The 21509-nt window shown below is 63.3% G+C and carries 13 protein-coding genes; 7 read left to right on the forward strand and 6 right to left on the reverse strand.

Annotated features, from left to right (window positions below):
• Nucleotides 1-259 precede the first annotated feature (259 nt).
• Genes G3O06_RS21150 through G3O06_RS21160 form a run of 3 tightly spaced genes read left to right on the forward strand, consistent with a single transcriptional unit; the run spans nucleotide 260 to nucleotide 11730 of the window.
• Nucleotides 260-9385 carry a hemagglutinin repeat-containing protein gene (locus G3O06_RS21150; protein WP_241020171.1) on the forward strand — a complete coding sequence of 3042 codons (9126 nt, stop codon included), beginning with the start codon at nucleotides 260-262 and terminating at the stop codon, nucleotides 9383-9385.
• Nucleotides 9382-9912 (forward strand): hypothetical protein, encoded by a 531-nt coding sequence (locus G3O06_RS21155; protein ID WP_205817410.1) that lies wholly within the window; start codon nucleotides 9382-9384, stop codon nucleotides 9910-9912. The genes G3O06_RS21150 and G3O06_RS21155 overlap by 4 nt, the downstream gene beginning before the upstream one ends.
• Nucleotides 9913-9969: 57 nt before the next feature.
• On the forward strand, nucleotides 9970-11730 hold the full coding sequence (locus G3O06_RS21160) for a ShlB/FhaC/HecB family hemolysin secretion/activation protein (RefSeq protein ID WP_205817411.1): 1761 nt from the start codon (nucleotides 9970-9972) through the stop codon (nucleotides 11728-11730).
• A 783-nt stretch (nucleotides 11731-12513) separates the two neighbouring features.
• Here the strand turns inward: G3O06_RS21160 and G3O06_RS21165 are convergent.
• From G3O06_RS21165 to G3O06_RS21175, 3 genes are all read right to left on the reverse strand, one after another.
• The gene (locus tag G3O06_RS21165; protein WP_205817412.1) at nucleotides 12514-12816 is read right to left on the reverse strand and encodes an XRE family transcriptional regulator; all 303 of its coding nucleotides are present in this window, start codon (nucleotides 12814-12816) and stop codon (nucleotides 12514-12516) included.
• An 87-nt stretch (nucleotides 12817-12903) separates the two neighbouring features.
• Complete coding sequence (locus G3O06_RS21170; protein ID WP_205817413.1) at nucleotides 12904-14058, reverse strand: branched-chain amino acid ABC transporter substrate-binding protein; 1155 nt, start codon at nucleotides 14056-14058, stop codon at nucleotides 12904-12906.
• A 641-nt stretch (nucleotides 14059-14699) separates the two neighbouring features.
• Nucleotides 14700-15599, reverse strand: coding sequence for a DMT family transporter (locus tag G3O06_RS21175; protein ID WP_205817414.1), 900 nt, complete (start codon nucleotides 15597-15599; stop codon nucleotides 14700-14702).
• 57 nt (nucleotides 15600-15656) lie between these two features.
• Between G3O06_RS21175 and G3O06_RS21180 the strand changes: the two genes are divergently transcribed.
• The 4 genes from G3O06_RS21180 to G3O06_RS21195 all read left to right on the forward strand — a co-directional run bounded on the left by G3O06_RS21180 (nucleotide 15657) and on the right by G3O06_RS21195 (nucleotide 18806).
• Nucleotides 15657-16643: a LysR substrate-binding domain-containing protein gene (locus tag G3O06_RS21180; protein WP_205817415.1), complete on the forward strand. Its 987-nt coding sequence runs from the start codon at nucleotides 15657-15659 to the stop codon at nucleotides 16641-16643.
• Between the two features lie 184 nt (nucleotides 16644-16827).
• A complete protein-coding gene (locus G3O06_RS21185) occupies nucleotides 16828-17496 on the forward strand; it encodes a nitroreductase (protein ID WP_174982032.1) in 669 nt (222 codons plus the stop codon).
• A 112-nt stretch (nucleotides 17497-17608) separates the two neighbouring features.
• Nucleotides 17609-18064: a sodium:proline symporter gene (locus G3O06_RS21190; RefSeq protein WP_174982030.1), complete on the forward strand. Its 456-nt coding sequence runs from the start codon at nucleotides 17609-17611 to the stop codon at nucleotides 18062-18064.
• A gap of 229 nt (nucleotides 18065-18293) precedes the next feature.
• Nucleotides 18294-18806 (forward strand): hypothetical protein, encoded by a 513-nt coding sequence (locus G3O06_RS21195; protein ID WP_205817416.1) that lies wholly within the window; start codon nucleotides 18294-18296, stop codon nucleotides 18804-18806.
• Nucleotides 18807-18853: 47 nt separating this feature from the next.
• Here G3O06_RS21195 and G3O06_RS21200 read toward each other — a convergent pair whose 3' ends face one another.
• The 3 genes from G3O06_RS21200 to G3O06_RS21210 form a co-directional block, all read right to left on the reverse strand.
• A complete protein-coding gene (locus G3O06_RS21200; RefSeq protein ID WP_205817417.1) occupies nucleotides 18854-19498 on the reverse strand; it encodes a glutathione S-transferase in 645 nt (214 codons plus the stop codon).
• Nucleotides 19499-19616: 118 nt separating this feature from the next.
• Nucleotides 19617-20789, reverse strand: coding sequence for a porin (locus G3O06_RS21205; RefSeq protein ID WP_174998538.1), 1173 nt, complete (start codon nucleotides 20787-20789; stop codon nucleotides 19617-19619).
• Between the two features lie 194 nt (nucleotides 20790-20983).
• Entirely contained in the window at nucleotides 20984-21496 is a 513-nt protein-coding gene (locus tag G3O06_RS21210) for a DUF4262 domain-containing protein (RefSeq protein ID WP_205817418.1), read from the reverse strand.
• Nucleotides 21497-21509: the final 13 nt, after the last annotated feature.

Consider the following 21509-nt stretch of genomic DNA (forward strand, 5'->3'; position numbering starts at 1 on the left):
GGCGAATACGCATTATGCGAAGTGGAGCCAACCAATAACGCCGTAATCCAATCGATGGCGATAGATGCACAAGCGCTTGCGCACTACTGTGATGGGCGGCACGCGCAGGTCAATCGGATGCATGTTAAAAGCGGCACTTGAGTCCCGCTTACGGCACGTTTGACAATTGTTAACTTACCTGCGCGAGACGCGGACGTGCATTCTACGAGATGATGCACCGTCAAATAATCCGAAGTGCGATTCGCGAGTAGAGACCAGAATGAACAAGAATAACTACCGACTGGTCTTCAGTCGTGTTCGCGGTATGCTGGTTGCCGTTGAAGAAACCGCCAGCACGTCTGGTAAGGCATGCCGAGGCGAAGCCCGTGTCGTGGCGCACGTACCGCACACGCGCGCGCGATTTGCATTACGGCATGCCGCCTTCGCGGTACTGGTCGCCGCGGGCGCGACGCCGATTTGGGCGAATGCACAGATTGTGGGCGGCGGCGCGAATGCGCCGTCAGTGATCCAAACGCAAAATGGATTGCCACAAGTCAATATCAATAAGCCTGGAAGTTCAGGTGTTTCATTAAACACCTATAATCAATTCGACGTACAAAAACCCGGCGCGATACTCAATAACTCGCCCACCATCGTTAACACGCAACAAGCGGGTTATATCAACGGCAACCCGAATTTCGGACCGAACGATGCGGCGCGCATCATCGTCAACCAGGTCAACAGCCCGAACGCATCCCAAATTCGCGGCGCGATCGAGATTGCCGGCCAGAAAGCCGAACTGGTGATTGCGAATCCTTCGGGGATTTTTCTGGATGGGGCGGGCTTTGTTAATACCTCACGCGCCGTCCTGACCACGGGCGTACCGTACTACGGTTCCGACGGCTCGCTGGCCGGATTTAATGTTAATCGCGGTCTCGTCACTGTCGCAGGATCGGGACTGAACGCATCGAATATCGATCAGGTCGACATTATATCGCGTGCGATTCAAACGAATGCCGCGATTTACGCCAAAAATCTGAATGTGATCGCCGGTGCGAACCAGGTCAATCACGACACGCTCGCGGCGCGCCCGATTCAGGGCGATGGCGCGGCTCCGGCGGTTGCGATCGACGTGGGCCAGCTCGGCGGCATGTACAGTAACCGCATCTTTCTGGTGAGCTCGGGGAGCGCCGTGGGTGTCCAGAATGCCGGCACTCTTTCGGCGGACGCGGCCGGCATGACGCTCACGACCGATGGGCGGTTGATGCAGTCCGGCAAGATCAGTTCGCTTGGCAACGTCGCCGTAACCGCGGCAGGCGGCGTCCAGAACAGCGGCACGACGTACAGTCAACAATCGGTGTCGGTAAGTACCGGCGCAGACGTGACGAACACCGGCATGCTTGCCGCGCAACAAAACGTCGGCATCAATGCGGGATCGCTGAATTCGACGGGCGGTATCGGTGCCGGCGTCGACAGCAACGGCGCGGTCACGCAACCCGGCAACCTGCAAATCACGACGACCGGCCAGTTGAACGCGACCGGCCAAAACCTCGCGGGTGGCAATGCGACCCTCACGGGCGGCGGAGTCAATCTCGCTGGCAGTCAAACGGCGGCGAACGGCAGCCTCGCCTTGAACGCAAACGCAGGCGACCTGAACCTCTCGCGTGCGACGACAAGCGCACAGGGCCCGCTCAATGCGAGCGCATCGGGGGCGTTGATCAACGACCACGGCAATCTGTCGAGCCAGAGCAGCGCGACGCTGACGGCGGGCAGCGTGTCAAACCAGGGCGGCACGGTGTCGTCGCAGGGGCCACTGACCGTTCGCACGACCGGAGCGCTTTCGAATCAGGCCGGCACACTGGTATCGCAGAACACCGCGGACGTGGAAGGCGGTGCGATCGACAATCAGCAAGGCATCCTCCAAAGCGCCGGTCAAATGAAGGTGGCCGGTGCTTCGCTTCAGAATGCCGCCGGGCGGGTAACGTCGTTGAACAGCGACGGCCTGTCCGTCACGACGAGCGGCCAACTGACGAACGCAGCGGGCACGACCGTGAACGGCGCGCAAGGCGGCGTGATCGGCGGCGACGGCAATGTGTCGGTACAGGCCGGCAGCCTTGCCAATCACGGATCGATCAGCGCCGCAACCGATCTGACCGTCGTTGCGCAATCCGTGGACAACGGCAGCGGTTCGCTGACAGCCGGGCAGAACGCATCGATCGATGCGGGCGCGTACCTGGCTAATGCATCCGGCAGCATTGCTGCCGGCGCGCAGGCAAACGTTCGCGCGGCCAATTTGGACAATAGTTCAGGCGCGATACAGGCCAGCCGGTTGTCGCTGACGGCGACCGACCTTGAAAACCGGTCAGGCTCGATCATGCAGACCGGGACGAACCCGACCACGGTCACCGTTTCCGGTACGCTCGACAATAGTTCGGGAACGGTGCAGACGAACAGCACCGACCTGAGCCTCACACCTGCCGCGTTGATCAACGACCACGGCAGAATCGCGCACGCCGGGAGCGGGACGCTGACCATCGGAACCGGTGCATTGTCGAACCAAGGCGGTTCGATCGCGACCAACGGTGCGCTTGCGCTGACCGCCGCTGCCCTGTCGAATCAGGCCGGTACCTTGTCCGCGCAACGGCAGGCCACGCTTGGCGTGCAATCGCTCGACAACAGTGCGGGCGGTTACATCGGTGCCGACAGCATCACGTTGAAATCGCACGGGGCGATCAACAACCGTGCGGGTACGGTAGAGGCGAACCACGGTGTGACGGTCGCGGCCGACAGCTTGGCAAACGACGGCGGTGCCATTAAGGCGCTCGGGACGGATGCGCTGTCCGTCACGACGACGAACGCGTTGACCAATACAGCAGGCGGCACGATCGGCGGCAACGGCGACGTGTCGATTCAGGCTGGTAGTGCGGATAATTCGAATGGGTCGCTGTTGGCCGCACAATCGCTGTCCGTGCAGTCGAACGGTTCGTTCACGAACGCGGCGGGTCTCGTTCAATCGAACGGCAACCTGAAGGTCGCGGCCCTGGGTGCGGTGAGCAACGTGGGCGGCGAAATCGAAGCCAACGGCACAACGGCGACGCTCCAATTGTCGGGTTCGACCATCGACAACAGCGACGGCCGCATCGTCAATATCGGCACCGGGGCGACGACGATCGACGGCGGCGCCTCGATCACCAACACGAATGCATCGGGCAAGGCCGGCGCAGGCACGATCGGCGGCAACGGCGATGTGTCGCTGACGACACAAGCCCTCACGAACGCGCAAGGCGGTCAGACGCTGGCCGGGCATGACCTGGCGTTGATCGTCGCAAGCAGCGTCAATAATGGGAACGGCGTGTTGTCGGCCGCGAACAAGCTGACGCTCACCGGCGCGAACGCTGCTCTGTCGAATCAGGGCGGATCGGTGCACGCCAACGGTGTGCTTTCGTTGCAAACGGCATCGATCGACAACACGTCGGGCAAGATCGGCAATGACGCCGGCAGCGGCGGCAGTATTGCGATTCAAACAGGTACGTTGTCGAATTCGGGAGGTGCGATCGGCAGCGATCAGGATTTGTCGCTGACAGCGGGCACGCTGACGGGCGACGGTTCGATTGTTGCCGGTCGCAACGGTTCGGTTTCGCTTACCGGCGACTACACGCAGACAGCCGCGAACAAGCTGCACGCGAATGGTGATCTGAATTTCACCACGTCGGGCAAGTTGACGAACCAAGGCGTGATGGATGCCAACGGCGCGCTCACGGTGAGCGCTGCGAACGTTGAGAACCAGAGCGGCGCGGATTTGAATTCTGCCAGCACGACGGTCAACGCGAATGGCGGCACGATCGATAACGCCGGCCGTATCGAAGGCGATACGGTCACGACCCACAGCGCGACGCTGAATAATACGGGAACCGTGATCGGAAACAACGTCACGGCGAACGCGGCGACGATCAACAACACGGGGGCCGCTGCCGTCTTTGCTGCCGCGAATCAGTTGAACCTGTATGCGTCGAACCAACTGTCGAACACGGGTGGCGCAAACCTGTACAGCGTTGGCGATATCAATATCGCGGCGAACAGCCAGCGCGACACCAACGGCTTGCTCGCGAACCGCACGCAAAACGTGCTGAACGATCAATCCACGATCGAAGCGCAGGGCAACATCGAGCTCGCGGCAGGCACGTTCACCAATACGCGCCCCGCGCCGACGGTGACGACCGAAACGACCGGTACGACGACCACGCACGAAACCAAGCGTCAGAAATACATTGTTTGCGCGACGATGAATGCGGACCCGAACGGTGGCTGCTCGCAGGCGATGTGGGTGAACGGTTATAAGACGCCTCTCACTTCGAGCTATAGCCCTTCGCAGGTTGTCTCAGAATCGTCCGGACCGAACGCGACCGACAAGGTGCTGGTCGTGAACGTGAACGGCAAGCAGCAGACGATTTACTACAACACGCTGACGACCAACGCGGACGGATCGGTTACGGTCAACTATTGGGACGCATACGACCCGCACGTGAACTACGTCCCGGATACGGAATACACGACGCGCAGCGACGGCCACAACGGCTATCAGCGGGTCGAAATCTGGCGCGATACGACTTCCACCACTCAGCAGGACAAGGTGACGAGTCAGGCACAGCAAGCGCAACTCGTCGCGGGCGGCAGCATCACGATGGCGAACGTCGGCACGATCAACAACGACTACAGCGCGATCGCGGCCGGCAAGTCGATTCAAATCGGTAGCACGCAGCAAAACGGGGCCGTTGGTAGCGGCAGCTATGGCGGCACGGTCGTGAACAACGTTGGCCGAACGCTGTATCAGTACCAGACCGACAACATCGTGTCGATGTATGCGTGGAACGAAGACACGACGCAGGATCGCGGCACGATCGTTGAACCGCCCGTGGTCCACACGCCGGTGGCCATCGGCGGAACCGGTGGCACGATCATCGCGAATCAGTCGGTGTCGATCGACGCGCAGAGCGTCAATAACCAGAACGTCGCCGCGCAGAATTCCGCAACCGGCGCGACGGGCGGCACGCTCGGCAACAATTCGGCCAATCAAGGCGTGTCGGGCGGCAACCTGACCAAGGTCAGCACGGCCAGCGGTTCGACCACGGTCCCAGCGCTGCAATCGGTCGCAAGTGCAACCGGCGCATTGTCGATCACGTTGCCGACGAGCGGCATGTACTCGATTCATTCCGCACCGGGCCAGCCCTATCTGGTCGTGACCGATCCTCGGTTGACGAGCTATACGAATTTCATCTCGAGCGATTACATGCTCGGCCAGTTGAACCTGAACCCCGCGAGCATCGAAAAGCGGCTGGGCGACGGGATGTATGAACAGCAAATGGTGCGCAACCAGATTACGCAGTTGACGGGGCGCACTTTCCTGCCGGGTTACGCAAGCGCCGAAGACGAGTATCGGGCGCTGATGACGAACGGTGCGAACTACGCGAACGAGTTTGGCCTGGTGCCGGGCATGGCACTGACGGCCGCGCAAATGGATGCGCTGACGAGCGATATCGTGTGGCTGGTCGACCAGGCCGTGACGCTTCCGGACGGCAGCACGACGCACGTGTTGGCCCCGGTCGTCTATATGGCGCAGACGCATGCGAACGACCTGCAGCCGACTGGCGGCTTGATCGCGGCCGACGATGTGGAAATTCATACGATCGGCAGCACGACCAATTCGGGTGTCATCAAGGGTGGTACGAAGACCGTCATTTCTGCCACCGATATCCTGAATCGAGGCGGCACGATTTCGAGTAGCGGCACGAACGGCACGACGGTCGTGTCGGCGAGCAATGATGTCGTGAACGCGTCGGGCATGATCACCGGCAACCGGGTTGCCGTGTCGGCCGGTCGCGATATCGTCAATACGACACTGGTGGATGCGGTGGGCGCCACTGGTGCTTCAGGGGCGAGCCAGGTCAATACGAGCTTGATCGGCCAGCAAGGCACCATTGCGGCAACCGGCGATCTGTCCGCGCAAGCGGGTCGCGACCTGACGCTGCACGGCGCGAACCTGTCGGCCGGCGGCAATGCCCTTGTGACGGCGGGCCGGGATATCAACGTCGATACGGTGCAGTCGACTACGAACCAGTCGATGTATCTGAACGACCAGCATCATTGGGAAGAATCCAAGACGACGAACGTGACGAGCGGCGTCACCGCAGGCGGCAGCCTGGGGATGCAAAGCGGTAACGATACGACGCTCAAGGGTGCGACCGTTTCGGCCGGTAAGGATTTGTCGGTGCTCGCAGGCGGTAACATGGTGGCGACGGCGGTCACGGATACCGCGAAGCTCGATAACGTCGCGGCGGACAGCAAGACGCGCAAGGAAGTCGATCACAACTACGACGAACACGCCGTTGGTACGCAATTCACGGCGGGTGGTAACGCCACGCTTGCGGCGGCGAGCGCCGACGCGTCGAAAGGCAATGTGACGCTCACGGGTTCGTCCGTCACCGCTGGCATGACGAACGGTGTCGAGAACGGTGCGGGTGCGGCGAACATCGGGGCGACAGGCAACGTCACGATCAACGAAGCACGCGAGGAACACGACGCGTATCAGTCGGTGCAAGTTCAGCGCGGTAGTTTCGTCAGCAGCACGAAGACCGATTCGATGCAAGACAGGCATTCGAATGTCGGCGTCGGCAGTACCGTGTCGGGCAATACTGTCAATGTCCAGGCGGGACATGATTTGATGGTGCAAGGCAGCACGATCGTCGGCACGAACGATGTCAATCTGAGCGCGACGAACAACGTCAATATCACGACGTCCAAGGACACGACCACCCAGGACAGCTATTACCGCGAAACCCATTCGGGTCTGGGAACGAGCGGCCTGAGCGTGAGTATCGGCACACAGAAGAAGAATGACACGGATCACGCGTCGTCCGTCACGAACAATGCGAGCACGGTGGGTTCGCTCAACGGCAACCTGAATGTGACGGCGGGCGATACTCTGCACGTCACGGGTAGCGACCTGATCGCCGGCAAGAACCTGGCGGGTACGGCATCGAACATCGTGATCGATTCGGCGACGGATACCGGCAGCAAGACGCATAGCGAGACAACCAGCAGTAGCGGCGTCACGCTCGGCCTGTCGGGCAGCGTCGGCGATGCGATCAATGGTGCGTATCAGCAGGCGCAGGCGGCCAGGAGCGGTAGCGGCGACAGCCGTGCCACTGCCCTGCATGCATTTGCAGCGGCCGGAAATGCCGCGATGGGCGTGGCCGGCCTGACCGGTGGCGCACTCGCGGGCGGCGGCACCCCGAGCATTGGCGTTCAGGTCAGCGTCGGATCGAGTCACAGCCGTCTTGATACGTCGGAAAGCCAGACGACGCAGCGCGGCTCGAACGTCACGGCCGGCGGCACCACTTCGCTGATTGCAACCGGCAACGGCACGCCGGGTAGCGGCAATATCACGGTGGCGGGTTCGAACGTGTCGGGCAACGACGTGTTGCTGGCCGCGAAGAATCAGATCGACCTGCAAAACACGACGAACACGGATTCAACGCGCAGCTCGAATTCGTCATCAAGCGCGAGCGTTGGTGTATCGATCGGCACGAACGGTATCGGGGTGTCAGCAGCCATGTCGCGCGCACACGGCGACGGCAACAGCGACGCCGTGATGCAGAACAACTCGCACGTGACCGGCGCGAACAGCGTGACGATGATCAGCGGCGGCGACACGAACGTGATTGGCTCGACTGTCTCGGGCCGGACGGTCACGGCGGACGTGGGCGGCAATCTGAACATGCGCAGCGTGCAGGATACGACCGTCAGCAGCGCGCATCAAAGCAGCGCAGGCGGCGGCCTCAGTGTCAGCACGATGGGCGGCAGTGCCAGCTTCAGTTCGTCAAAGGGGAACGCGAACGGCGACTACGCGGGCGTGAACGAACAGGCCGGGATTCAGGCGGGCGACGGTGGCTTCAATGTGAACGTCAAGGACAATACGGACCTGACGGGCGCGAAGATCGCCAGCACGGCCGACGCGTCGAAAAACTCGCTGACGACGGGCACGCTGACCACTCGCGATATCGAAAACCATTCAACCTACAACGCGGACAGCAGCGGCCTGAGCGCGGGTGCCGGAGTCGGGGTCACCGGCAAGGCCATCGGACCGGGGTCGGTCAGCGGTTCGGGCGGCGTCACGCCGATGATTTCGCAGTCGGACAGCGGTAGCGAGAACGCGACCACGCGTAGCGGCGTGAGCGCGGGCACGATAAATATCACGAATCCGGCGGGCCAGACGCAGGACGTGGCAAACCTGAATCGCGACACGTCGAACCTGAACGGAAGCGTATCGAAGACACCGGACGTGCAAAACCTGCTGGACCGGCAGGCGGACCTGATGAATGCGGGACAGGCGGCTGGTCAGGTCGTCGCGCAAGGTATCGGGGCCTATGCGGATACGAAGCAGAAAGACGCACAACGCGCGGCCGATGCCGCCAAGGCAGCGGGCGACACGACGGCACAGGCCGCCTATCAAGCCGAGGCGGATTCATGGGCAGAAGGCGGCACGAATCGCGTACTGATGCATACGGCTGGTGGTGCGGCCCTTGCGGGATTGGGCGGCGGTAACGCGCTTGCGGGTGCCGCAGGTGCTGCCCTTTCGTCGGCAGTAGCAGGCAAGCTGAACAGTCTTGCCGATTCGGTCGGCAATAGTACAGGTTCGATGCTGACCGGCAACGTTCTGTCGAACGTGCTAGCCGGTGCCGGCGGCGCTTTGATCGGCGGAACGTCGGGCGCGTTCACGGCAACGAATGCTGACCTGTACAACCGCGACCAGAGCAACGCTACGGGTACGGGAGGAACTGGGAGTGAGTTCCTTGACAAGGGACTGAGCTACGCTAAACAGTTCGGTAACGCCGCTCTTGAGATAGTGCCTGGCCACAAGATGGCGACCCAAGCTCAGACGGCACTTGCCAACGGCAACGTGGGTATGGGGGTCGCGCTGGCAGTTGGTTCGATTGGTGATGCCGCTCTAGGTGTTCTAACCTTCGGTGAAGGAAATGCTGTTAAGCAACTTGTCTCGGGAGTAAGTGCTGAGAGCGTGGCCGTTTCGAAAAAAGGGTTGGAGATCGTTTCTAGCCATCTGAGCCAATTTGGTGACGATGCAGCAAATGCGGGTATGTTGCAGCGCTTGCAAAGCGCTTTCGCCAACGGTCAAAGTGTTACGGGTGCTGATGCAAATTTCTATCTGCACGAGTTAACAGAGTCAACCCTCATGCGGCAAGGCATGAGTTATGATGTGGCACACGCAGCGGCAGTGACGAAATATGGTGTTTCGCCATTCCAGCTATATGCCCCCGAAGTAATTGATGCCAATCCTAGTTTGTTTAATAACGCCTGGAGAGCCGCCGCTGGCCTTCCCCCTAAAAAATGAAGACATTTAATCTCGAGAAATTTCGGAAAGCCCGACTTTGGATTAACGAGCTTCCTGATGCCACATACCACCCATTGGATATGGCCTCTCACGTCGTCACAGTGAAAAATCCGGGGCTCGCAAAAGTTCGGAGCGGCGCGGTCGAACTATTCGTTCCGCTTGGCGCCAGATCAATGTACGGGTTGGTCGGTGGGTATTTTGAGCCAGTAGAGAGTGATAGTTTGTCTGTCGAGATTTACTTGTCATCCTCTTCTGAGCGAATCCTTTCTGAGAATTTGGCAGGTCTGAACGATGAAGTACGCGTAGGCTTGCCTGCTGAGTATGTTGGTGGGGTTATCGCTGGCATTGATGCTGCCTGCTCGCGCATCGATTCAGTAGCAACAGGAAAACTTGTCATCAACTGCGCGGCGCATGGATTAATGGGCTCCAGCGAGGCAATCTATACTGAAGTTGCGGCTGCCTTGGTCAATCTCTTCCATTTCGGCGATGCCAGCATGACCGATTCTGAGTTGATCGCATTGCTTTAAAGTTGATCGTCGGCGCACATGAGATTTTGCTTGTTTTATTGGATAAATTTAGAATAAATGAAATTAAAACGGCAATTGATGGTGTTGCCCATTTCGGCGCTGGTGTCGATCGCAGCGCAAGCGCAACAGGCGCCAACGCCCGCCGATCAAGCCGCTGCCGCGCGCGCGAACGCCGAACAGGACCGACAGGCGCAACAACAACGTGACGCACAGCAGCGTGAAGCTGTGGTGCGTGCCCCTTCCGTCCGGTCGGACGTGCCGCAGATCGAAACGTATCCGACGTTGCCGGCCGAACAGCCGTGTTTCCGCATCGATCGGTTTGCGCTCGACGTGCCGGATTCGTTACCCGATGCCGCCAAGGCAATCGGGGCATCCGCCCTGCCGATGGACCGCTTCGCCTTCGCGCGTGAATGGCTCGCCCACTACGCGGGCCAGTGCGTCGGCAAGCAAGGTATCGATACGATCGTCAAGGGTCTGTCTCGCGCGGTCCTGGCGCGCGGCTACATCACGACGCGTGTGCTGCTGCCGGAACAAGACTTAACGACGGGTACGTTGAAGCTTGCACTGGTGCCCGGCACGATCCGGCATGTCCGCTTCGCCGACGAGAAATTGCGCGGCACCTGGAAGACGGCATTCCCGACGCGTGACGGCGACCTGTTGAACCTGCGCGACCTCGAACAAGGCCTGGAACAAATGAAGCGCGTCACCAGCCAGGACGTGTCGATGCAAATTGTGCCGGCGGACCTGCCCGGCGAAAGCGACGTGGTGCTGGATGTGAAGCGCGGCAAACCCTGGACCGTCGTCGCGTCGATCGACAATTCGGGCACGCGCGCGACGGGCAGGCTGCAGGGCAACCTGTCGATCGGCATCGACAACCCGCTTGGCCTGAACGACATTTTCAATGTCGGCGTGAGTCAAGATCTCGAATTCGGCGACAAGCGTTTGGGCTCGCACGGCTGGAACGGCTTCTATTCGATTCCATGGGGCTACTGGACCGCGACGCTGGCTGCGTACACGAACACCTACTATCAGCAGATTGCCGGTGTGAACCAGACGTTCGTGGCGAGCGGCAATTCAAAAACGATCGATTTCAAACTGGCCCGCGTGCTCGCACGTAGTCAGAACGACGTACTCGGCGCCTACGTCCGGCTGTCGCGCCGCTTCGGCGAAAGCTTCATCGAAGCAACGGAAATTCCACAGCAGCGCCGCAACAATACGGTTGTTGAACTCGGTCTGACCGATCGCCACTACTTCGCCGGCGCGCAGTTCGACGGCACACTCGCGTACCGTCAGGGCGTTGGCGCATTCGGTGCACGAGACGACCTGCTCGCGGCAGGCGGCGGCCCGACCTACCGATACAAGATGGCGGTCGTAGATGCGAACCTGTCGGTCCCATTCGCGATCGGCAAGCAGCCGTTCCGCTACGTCGGATCGATTCACGGCCAGTTCACCGGCAATACGCTTTACTACATCGATGACCTGACCATCGGTAGTCGCTATACGGTGCGCGGCTTCGACGGCGAAACGATGTTGGCGGCCGCGCGCGGCCTCTACTGGCGCAACGAGCTGCAAATGCCGATCGGACAGACCGGGCTGGCGGCCTACGCGGGCCTCGACTACGGACGAGTATGGGGCCCGCAGCCGATCGCGCTGGTTGGCACGCAACTCGCGGGGGCGGTGATCGGCGTCAAGGGCAGCGTCGCGACGCGCTTCGGTGGCTACGGCTATGACCTGTTCGCTGGCACGCCGGTGTACAAGCCCTCCGGTTTCCCGACAGCCCGGGTGACGCTAGGGTTTCAACTGACGGCCCAGTTTTGATGAAGACGCGCTCGAGCCGCTCGACCGCCCACTACGCCGAGGCGACAGGCGAGGACCTGGGACTGACGGTGTTTCTGACAGTACAGATCTCCGCCATCCTGTCCGCGAACCGCGCCCCCGCTGTGGCGGCGGCCACATTGTCAGCGCCGGCTTCTAAGCCTGTCAGATCGGCCGGCTGCCGATGTTCGACTGCCAGACGTGTGGACGCCATTTCGGCCGCGCGGCCAACACGCCGCTCTGCGAAAAACACCTCAAGAAGCTCGGTCTGTTCGTGTCCTTGCCGTCGCAACCGATCTCATGTCTCGAGGATGGGCAGCCAGCCGGCCGATATCGGGCAGCGTGTGGCGGCCTGGCGCGCGTGGCTGTTGCAGCTCGAAGTCCCCGACGACGTCAGGTCGGAGGTGAGAGTGAAGAGTTTCGAACGATGAGAAGCCTTGCTATCACGCCAGTATGGTCGTGAGCCGAAACTGGCGATCCGGGAAACGCGTGACCACGATCGCGCTGGCCGCGACAGAGTGGTGACGAGTTGACCGGGGGCTTCGCGACGCCGCGGCCAGTGACAACGTCAATCTGCGACGCGTAATACCATGATTGCACCGCGATTTCGCGCCTTGCCTTCAATGTCAGGCGGCAAGTGACATCTTTACTTCGCAATCGGGGACTATTTCATTTTGATCTGCGAATGACGATGTCAGGAATCCCGCGGCGATACGCCATCACGTGTCGCTTAGCGGCGACGATGCACTGGCAACTGCAATCGGCGCGGAACGAACCGCCCGCAGCTCACGACTCGACGTCGTGGGTCGTTTCGGAACGCGGCTTTTCCGCCGCAGGAAACGCACCGCCGCCGCGCGGCCGTTTCGGTTCGATCCGCATTTGCCGGATCACGCGCCGGAAATCGATCTCGTGCGCAGCCATCGTGCCGATCAGTTTCGCGATGACCGCGAGGTGGGACGGGACCGTGCCCTTGCTCGAATAGTTGGTGATCGAGCTTTCGTTCATCCGGATCAGCCGGGCGAACTCGCGCGCCGTCAGCTGTGCCTTCTTCAACTCCTGTTGGAATTCCGCATACGCCATTGCACACATGATGCTTCGTCTCCGTGAATCAGAAATCGGCCCGCGCGGCGCCGGCGCCGACGGGTGGCGTTCCCGTCGTGCCGGCGCCGCGGCGGGTTACATCTTCACCTGGTCGAGGAAGGTCTTCTTGCCGCTCTTGTAGCCGTAGATCGAGATGATCCCGTGCGTCAGGTCGCCCTTCGAATCGAACGTCGTCGTGCCGATCACGCCTTCGTACTTCGTCGACGGCATCGCCGCGAGGATCTTCGCCGGGTCGGTCGAGTTCGCGCGCTTCATCGCGTCGACCGCGATGTAGACCGCGTCATACGCGAACGGCGCATCGAACTTGATGCCCTGGTTGAAGCGCTTCTGATACTTCGCGAGGAAGTCCGCGCCGCCCGGCATCTTCTCGAGCGCCGCGCCGGCCTGCGAGCACAGCACGTTGTCGGCCGCCGGGCCGGCCAGATCGGCCAGCGAGTCGGTGCACACGCCGTCGCCCGACAGGATCTTCGCGCGCAGGCCGAGCTGCTTCGCCTGCTTCGCGAGCGGGCCGCCGGTGGCGTCCATGCCGCCGTACATGATCGCGTCCGGGTTCTCGCCCTTGACCTTGGTGAGAATCGCGCGGAAGTCGACTGCCTTGTCGTTGGTCGCGTCGTGCGACAGCACCTTCAGGCCGAGCGCCTTCGCCTTCTTCTCGAACTCGTTCGCGAGGCCCTGGCCGTACGCGGTCGAATCGTCGATCACCGCCACGCTCTTCACACCCTTCGACTGCGCGTAGCTCGCGAGCGCCGGGCCTTGCTGCGCGTCGGTCGCGACCACGCGGTAGGTCGTCTTGAAGCCTTGCTGCGTGTAGGTCGGGTTCGTGGCCGACGGCGAGATCTGCACGATGCCCGCGTCGCTGTAGATCTTCGACGCCGGGATCGACGTGCCCGAGTTCAGGTGGCCGATGACGGCGACGACCTTGTCGTCGACGAGCTTCTGCGCGACCTGCGTGGCCTGGCGCGGGTCGGCCGCGTCATCCTGCGCATCGAGTTGCAGCGTGATCTTCTTGCCGCCGATCGTGAGCCCCTTCGCATTGATTTCCTCGACCGCGAGGCGCGCACCGTTCTCGTTGTCCTTGCCGAGGTGCGAGATGCCGCCCGTCGTCGGTTCGACGCTGCCGATCTTCACGACCTGGTCGGCCATCGCGGTCGATGCGGCCGCGAACGCGGCGGCAGCCAGTACGACGGTGATCAGGGGTTTGCAGCGCATGCCGACAGTGCTTCGTTCCATCTGCCATCTCCGAATTGAATTTTCTTGCTATTGACGTCTCGACCGGCCGACGGCGAGGTCGGGGCGATCGGACGAGTCTCCGTACCCGTCATGGGCTTCACTTGCGTCGCGTCCTGCCCCGCGATGTGCCGACCGGGAAAGCGGGCGAATCGGGGCCTGATACGGTGCAATTCGTATGAATATATATGAAGCCGATTTTGCGCGCTGCAGCGAATCACGTAGCGGGGCGGCTGCGGCGCGTCCGGCGCCCGACATTCGAAGGCGCCGGATGCCGGAAATCGTGCGCCGCGGCAGGCCACAGGCTGCGATTCGCTGTCGACGGCCTTACGGCCGCATCCATTATTCGGCCGGCGGCCGGGACGAAGCCATGGACACTGATGTACGGTCAATCCGGAACTGTTCGGTCGATTTGTCTGCACAGTTTGGACGATTTCGATTGCGCATCCGGTTGCAGGGCCATGTTTCATCGGGATCGATGTCATCGTGTTAACGCAACTAACGGTCAAGCCCCGCAGCGTCGGCAAACTGGTGCAGAGCGACAGCCCACGCTACGCACTCCGCTTTGCAGATGCCGGGGTCGTCCCGACCGGCTCGCCTGCGGATCGCCGGGCCGATCGTGCCGCCCCGGTGCGGCTGCGATCCTAGGTACGTCCGCGCAGCGCCACGAAGATCACGCCGGCAATCGCCAGCAGGCCGCCGCACACCGTCTCGATACCGGGCCGCTCGCCTGTCAGCGCCATCGACAGGACCGTCGCGACCGCCGGCGTCAGATAGAGGAAGTTGGCGGCGCGCGCCGCGCCGAAGTAGCCGAGTGCGAAAGTCCAGGTCGCGTAGCCCAATGCAGCGGGGAAGATGCCGAGCACCAGGACTGCCAGCGTCGTATCGCGCGACCCGCTGCCCAGCGCAACGAGCGCGCCCGGCAGCCACGGCGTGAGCAGCAGCGCGCCGGCCAGCAGCGTGTACGCGGTGCAGGCCAGCGCGCCGTACACAGGAATCAGCCGACGCTGCAGCACGAAATAGCTGGCCGAACACAGGGCCGCGCCGAGAATGAGCGTGCTGCCCGCGCCGAGAACGAGGCCGCCCGGCTGCCCGCGCGCGATCACCGCGATGCCGGCGAGGCTGACCAGCGAGCCGAGCCAGCCCCAGCGATTGAAGCGCTCGCCGAGAAACACGGCGGCCAGCAGCGCCGTGAAGATCGGCAGCGTGTTCACGATGAAGCTTGCGGCGCCGGCCGATACGGTCTGCTCGCCGGTATTGAGCAGCGCGTTGTAGAGCGCGATGCCGAGAAAGCCGCACAGCAGGAAGCGCAGCGCGTCGCCGCGTGTCGGCACGCGCGGCCGTCGCGCCACCAGCCACGCGATGATCAGCACGGCGGCAGTGGCGAAGCGCGCCGCCGCGAGCTGCAGCGGCGTCAGGCCGTGCAGGCCGATCCGGATGAACGGGAAAGCGGACGCCCACGAAACGATCGTGAAGGCAACCGCGCCGGCCGCGACCAGCGGCTGCCGCGCAGGGCGCGACGACGGTGTGGAGAGTGTGTTCATGCGGCAATGATGCGGCGTGGCAAGATGCTAAGCTAGCGCACAGATCAGCACGCAGGTATGACCATGATTCACAGCTCGAGCCGGCGGCCGGCCGGTGCTTCAACCCGCGCGAAGCGCGCGCCAGCGGCGTCGCCCGCCGCAGCGCCGGCGCCGGGTTCGCGGCCGCCGCTCGCGAGCCTGGAGACGGTGTGCACGGTTGCGCGCGAGGGTTCGTTCCTGGCCGCGGCCGCCGTCTCCGGCGTGACGCACGGCGCGATCAGCCGGCGGGTGGCCGCTGTCGAAAACTGGCTCGGCCTGAGGTTGTTCGAACGGCATGCGCGCGGCGTGCGCCTCACGCCGGACGGCCAGCGCTTCGTCGGCCGGATCGAGCAGGCATTCGCGATCATCGACAGTGCGGCCGATCAGTGGCGCTCGCCGCGTACGCCGCGGCTGGTCAGGATGAGCGTGGTGCCGGCCTTCGCGCAGCTCTGGCTGTTCGAGCGCCAGCATGCGCTGGAGAGCGAGGCGCCCGCGTTGCGGATCGAACTCGGCATCGACCTTCGCAACGTGGATATCGCCGGCGGCGAAGCGGACCTGTCGGTCCGGTACGGGCGCGGCAACTGGCGTCAGCTCGAAACCCGCGCGTTCATGCCGGAGCGGCTTTATCCGGTCGCGCATCCGCGGCTCGCCGCGCAACTGGCGAAGGAGCGCCGTCGGCGCGGCGATGCCGCGCTGCTCGACCTGCCGTTGCTGCACGATTCCGATGTGACCGGCTGGCGCACGTGGTTCGATGCATTGGGCGTGCCGTTCAAGCCGCGCGCGCAGGATCGCCGTTTCGAGGATTACAACCTCGTGCTGGCCGCGGCCGAGGCCGGGCTCGGCGTGGCGCTGGCACGGGTGCCGCTCGCCGACGCCTATTTCAAGCGCAGCGAACTCGTGCGCGTGAGCCGGCATGAGGTCGATTCGGTGCTCCGGTATTACTTCGTGCACGCGAAGGGGGAGAATCGGCCGGAGGTGCTGGCGTTGATGGAGCGGATGCGGGCGGCGGTGGGGGCAGGCGGCTAGCCCGGGTTGGTGTATCGTGACGGCCCGCCACCGTACGCTGTTGGGGGCGAAGAAAGTGTTGTGCGATACGCGGTACTAGGCTCGGGCCGTCGGATCGACGACAATGCGACCGCGAAAAACGATGAGGTGGAGAGATGAACGAGATTAAATGTATGCATCCGTGCGGATGCAAGCGAGGTCAGTAATGAACAAGCCGGACAAGTCGTCGAAAGCGCGTGCCGCGCTCGACCAGCTGTTTTCGGGCATGGCGCCTGCGGATGCGACGCGCGCGTCGCGTCCGGGCAATCCGTTCGAAGCGAACGCAGACGACGCATCCGCCGGCACGGGCGGGCGCGGCGGTATCGAAGTCACGTTGTCGACCCGGATCCAGTTGCGCGGCTATCCGAATGCGAACGCATTCATGAAGCGCATGGCCGAAGCCTGGGGGCTGGAGTGGGGGATGTACGACAGCGTCAAGGCCATCGCGACGCTGCCCGTCGGATGGCGGGCGCGCCGGCTTCCGGAAGTCACGCAGATCGTCGACGGTCACGACGTGCTGCGCGCGGAGAGCAGCCTGCAGGGCGGCGAGATGTCGTACCTGAAAGTGCATCCGCGGTACTACATCGACGCCCGCAAGGGGTTCGGCTGGGGCAAGTCGTCGAAGGCGTCCGACGATCCGGATCTGGACGGCCCCGACTGGAACTGCTTCGTGATCGATCGCGAAAAGTCCATCGAAGTGCACGAACTGACGACCTCGTCGCTGAAAGCCGACATGGACAATGCGCGGGCGACGTTGCTGAAATGGCTCGACGAGAACTATCCGAAACATCGCGATCCTTTCGCGTACTGGACGGATTGCGAAGGGGCATCGTAATTTTGCGTGGCCGCCCGGTTCGGTATCGCGGGCAACCATTGCCCGGCCGGAATCGGAACGGGTGGGGCGCATGCCGCTCCGATGCATCGGCCGGCTGCGACGGGAGCGCCAATTGAAACGAGCCAGTTTCGTCCCGGTTCTCTGGGCAGCGTTCGGTGCCGCGGTCGGTTCAACCGTCGTCGAGCTGTTGCTCTGGCCGATCGTCGGCGACGACGCCATCGGCAACCTGTTGCGCGACACACGCCTCACGGCGGCCATCGTGATGGGGCGCGGCGTGCTCGGCGCGTCCGCCGGCTTCGATCCGCTGCTCATGGCGGTGGCGACCCTCGTGCACCTGGTGCTGTCGCTGGTCTATGCGGCCGTGCTGGCGAAGGCGATTCGCAACCTGTCGCTCGCGGCCGCGCTACTCGCAGGCGGCGCGTTCGGCCTCATCCTGTATGGCGTCAACCTGTACGCCTTCACCGCGATCTTCCCGTGGTTCATCCCGGTTCGCGGCGCGATCACGCTCGTGGCCCATCTGGTATTCGGGGTCACGGCAGCGGCTGCCTACCGCCTCGCGAGACGCTAGGCCGGACGCCAACTGCTGCAACGATTGCCGAAGTTGCCCGCGTCGGTCAATTGCACCAGACCCCTGGAATAAGCCGGCGCACTGCATCGTTTAGCCGTCAGGAGACCCGATATGAAGCGGCGGCACGTTAGCACCGCGTGGTGAATCGTGCACGGGCAATCCGATCGGCCGGGCGCCGCCAGCGGCGCCCGCGATCGAGTGGTCGGGGGCAATCAGGCAGGAGCCGATCATGTGCAACTGGTTTCGATCCGGGATAGGTATCGTCTGTCTCGGCTGTTCCGCGGCGGTGTTCGCGCAAACGTACGACGATCTGGCAGACAACACGACGAACTGCCGGGCGGTCGTCGCGCAGGCGAACATCGACGGCACGGAGCAGCAAATCGTGGGGCGTGCGTGCCTGCAGGACGACGGCACATGGCAGTTCGTGCAGAGTCCCGATGGTAGTGTTCTATGGTATCCGGCGGTGGACTATCCGTATGCCGACCTGTGGTACTGGGGGCCGCCGCTGTTCATCGGCGCGGGCGTGGGCTTCGTGTTCGTCGATCGTTTCCATCGCTTCCACCATTTCCACCACTTCGATCACGTCGTCCACTTCAACGGGATGGACCATCGCCGCTTCGGCGTGCCGATCGGCGCCGGCTTTCACCATGGCATGCCCCCGGCGGGCACCGTCGGCCACGGATTCGGCGGCATGCATCAGTTCGGTGGCATGAGCGGAGTCGGCGGCATGCGGCGACATTAGGCGCTGTTAGGCGGCGTTTCCGGGCGGATCCGCCGCCAGCGCATCTGCTAATCGAGCCGCCCGCGCAAGTCGTCGAACGGAATCATCACGTGCGTGCGATACGCGGGGCGCGCTTTCAGCCGTTCGTACCACGCCTGCACGTGCGGGATGTCCCGCCGTGCGATGTCGAGTTCGAAGTAGCGATACAGATGCGTGCCGGCCGCGATGTCGGCGAGCGTGAGCGTGTCGCCCGCGAGAAACGGCTGCCCGGCCAGCGCTGCATCGAGCGCCTGGAAGTGCCGCGCGCACTGCGCGATGCTTTGCTCGACGCGCGCCGTGTCGCGCTGCTTGGGTGGCGTCCGGAAGTAGCCGCGGAACACGCCGTTCAGGAACGTCGGCTGCAGCGTGGTTTGCGACCAGTCCATCCAGCGGTCGGCGCGCGACTGTTCGGCCGGGTCGTCGTGCCAGAAGCCGGGGCGTCCGTAACGCGCAGCGAGGTAGCGCAGGATGCTGTGCGATTCCCAGACGACCGTGCCGCCGTCGTCGATCACCGGCACGCGCCCGTGCGGGTTCATCGCGAGAAAAGCGGGCGTGTCGAGCACGCCGAACTGCCCGCCGGCCGGCACGTGCCGATGCGCGAGCGCGAGTTCGTCGACGAGCCACATCACCTTCTGGACGTTGAATGCATTGCGGCGCCCCCATACGGTCAGCATGCCGGCCTCCTTGTGTCGTGCGGAACGGGATCGCGGACAGTGTAAACGCGGCAGGCGCGCACCGAGGTGCGCGCCTGCCGGCTGTCGCCGTTGTCGATGTCGCCGTGCGGCGACGCGATTAGAACTTGTGGCGAATCCCGACGATCGCGAGTTCCTGCGTATCGGTGCCGGAGTTCACGCCGTACGAGCCGACCGACGCGGCGGCCTTCACGACCGCGCCGTTCGCGTTGAGCGTGTTGCCGCTCGCCTTCTGGTAGCCGAACAGCGCATACAGGTCGGTGCGTTTCGACAGCGCATAGTCCGCGCCGAGGTTGACCTGGTTGTAGTGCGCGGAAGACGGGCCCGTCAGCGACGTGTAGTTGTAGCCGACGCCCGCGCGCAGTGCCGGCGAGAACTGCCAGTTGAAGAACGCCGAGCCGTTGTTGAACTTCGCGTTCTGGCTGAAGGCCGACAGCGTGTCCGCGCCGTACTGCGTATTCGAATACGCGAGGCCGAAGGTCGCCGGCCCGGCCACGTACTGGCCGGCCACGCGCACGATCTGGATCGACTTCGCGCTCGAGAAGCCCTGGTTGATCACGGTGTTGAACAGCGTGTCCGAGCTGCTCGACCATGTGCGCACGCCGTTCGCGACGGTGGAGCCGCCGTTCGCGTAGAAGAAGCCGGCGCCGAGCGACAGCGGGCCGTTCGCGTAGCTTGCGCCGAAGCTGTACGTGCGGCCGCTGCCGGTGGCGCCCGCGACGCCGCCGAAGCCGTACAGCCCTTCGAACTGGAAGCCCGAGATCAGCGGGCTCGTGTATTTCACCGAGTTGCTGACGCGCAGGCTGTTGTCGTAGTTGTCGAGGTCGCCCGGCGTCGCGAACACGCCGCCGAAGTAGTTGTCCTGAGTGAGGCCCTGCACGAGATCGACGACCGGATCGTATTGGCGGCCGAGCGTCACGGTGCCGTACGTGCTGCTCGCGAGGCCGACGACGGCCTTGCGGCCGAACTCGCGCGAGCCCTGGCCGAGCGCGCCCGTGCCGATGTTGAAGCCGTTCTCGAGCTGGAACAGCGCGGCCAGGCCGCCGCCGAGATCCTCGGTGCCGCGCAGCCCCCAGCGGCTGCCCGACAGGTTGCCGCTGCTGAACTTGACTAGGCTCGACGCGTTGCTGCCGTTCGCGTTCTGCGCGTTGTGCACGTACGCGATGCCCGCATCGACGATGCCGTACAGCGTGACGCTGCTTTGCGCGTGCGCACCGGTGGCATAGAGCGCGGCCGGCAGCGCGAGCAGTGCGAGTGAACGGATCTGTTTCATTGTTGGATTCCCCCGTTGGTCGATTGGTCTGACGAGTCGGTGAACGATACGGATGACGCATCGTCGAGGGAACCAATAAATTGTCGGATCGTTATGAGGCGGTGCGGAGATGGGTGCGCGCGCAACGGATGGGCTGCCGGGGCGCGGGCCACGCGCGCATCGCGACGGGCGTGCCGCGCGATCCCGTGCGCAGATCAGCGTCGATCGTCGCCCGATACGAACAGCCGCGGCTGCGCGGCATTCAACGCGTCGTCTGCTTCCGGCCGCCACGGAAAGATCCCGTTGCGGTCCGGCCACAGCAGTTGGACGCACGGGAAGTCGTCGTTGCCGTAGAACCAGCGATTCCAGCCGAGATGAGCTTCATTGTGTGCTTTCTCGACAGGCATGAGGAGCGCGTTCGCGTTGCTGTAGACGGATGCGGTGACTTCGCCGACCGGCGGCGGCGTGCCGGCCGCGACCATCCGGTAGACGTCCCACAGCACGTCGTGGACGATGCGCGCCGGCAACGAGAACACGATGATTTCCGGAAAGCCGTGGTTGACCCACAGCCCGGTCGTGAACGAGAACCCTGGGTCGTCCCCTTCCGCAAACACTTCCGTGCGGAACCATCCGTGCTGGCGAATCTGGTTCACGAAGCGCTGCTCGTCTTCGTCGAGCACGGAATCGGGCGCGTCGAGCGCTGTGGCGATATCCGGTCGCGTGGTCATGCGTGCTCCTTGA

It is taken from the genome of Burkholderia sp. Ac-20345, from assembly GCF_017104825.1.
In the GTDB taxonomy this organism is placed as follows: domain Bacteria; phylum Pseudomonadota; class Gammaproteobacteria; order Burkholderiales; family Burkholderiaceae; genus Burkholderia; species Burkholderia lata_B.

Excerpts from the sequence above, each read along its gene's own strand:
- G3O06_RS21160 (WP_205817411.1), top strand. The coding sequence starts at position 9,970 with ATGAAATTAAAACGGCAATTGATGGTGTTGCCCATTTCGGCGCTGGTG.
- G3O06_RS21165 (WP_205817412.1), bottom strand. The coding sequence starts at position 12,816 with ATGTGTGCAATGGCGTATGCGGAATTCCAACAGGAGTTGAAGAAGGCA.
- G3O06_RS21200 (WP_205817417.1), bottom strand. The coding sequence starts at position 19,498 with ATGCTGACCGTATGGGGGCGCCGCAATGCATTCAACGTCCAGAAGGTG.
- G3O06_RS21155 (WP_205817410.1), top strand. The coding sequence starts at position 9,382 with ATGAAGACATTTAATCTCGAGAAATTTCGGAAAGCCCGACTTTGGATT.
- G3O06_RS21175 (WP_205817414.1), bottom strand. The coding sequence starts at position 15,599 with ATGAACACACTCTCCACACCGTCGTCGCGCCCTGCGCGGCAGCCGCTG.
- G3O06_RS21150 (WP_241020171.1), top strand. The coding sequence starts at position 260 with ATGAACAAGAATAACTACCGACTGGTCTTCAGTCGTGTTCGCGGTATG.
- G3O06_RS21180 (WP_205817415.1), top strand. The coding sequence starts at position 15,657 with ATGACCATGATTCACAGCTCGAGCCGGCGGCCGGCCGGTGCTTCAACC.
- G3O06_RS21185 (WP_174982032.1), top strand. The coding sequence starts at position 16,828 with ATGAACAAGCCGGACAAGTCGTCGAAAGCGCGTGCCGCGCTCGACCAG.
- G3O06_RS21205 (WP_174998538.1), bottom strand. The coding sequence starts at position 20,789 with ATGAAACAGATCCGTTCACTCGCACTGCTCGCGCTGCCGGCCGCGCTC.
- G3O06_RS21195 (WP_205817416.1), top strand. The coding sequence starts at position 18,294 with ATGTGCAACTGGTTTCGATCCGGGATAGGTATCGTCTGTCTCGGCTGT.
- G3O06_RS21170 (WP_205817413.1), bottom strand. The coding sequence starts at position 14,058 with ATGGAACGAAGCACTGTCGGCATGCGCTGCAAACCCCTGATCACCGTC.
- G3O06_RS21210 (WP_205817418.1), bottom strand. The coding sequence starts at position 21,496 with ATGACCACGCGACCGGATATCGCCACAGCGCTCGACGCGCCCGATTCC.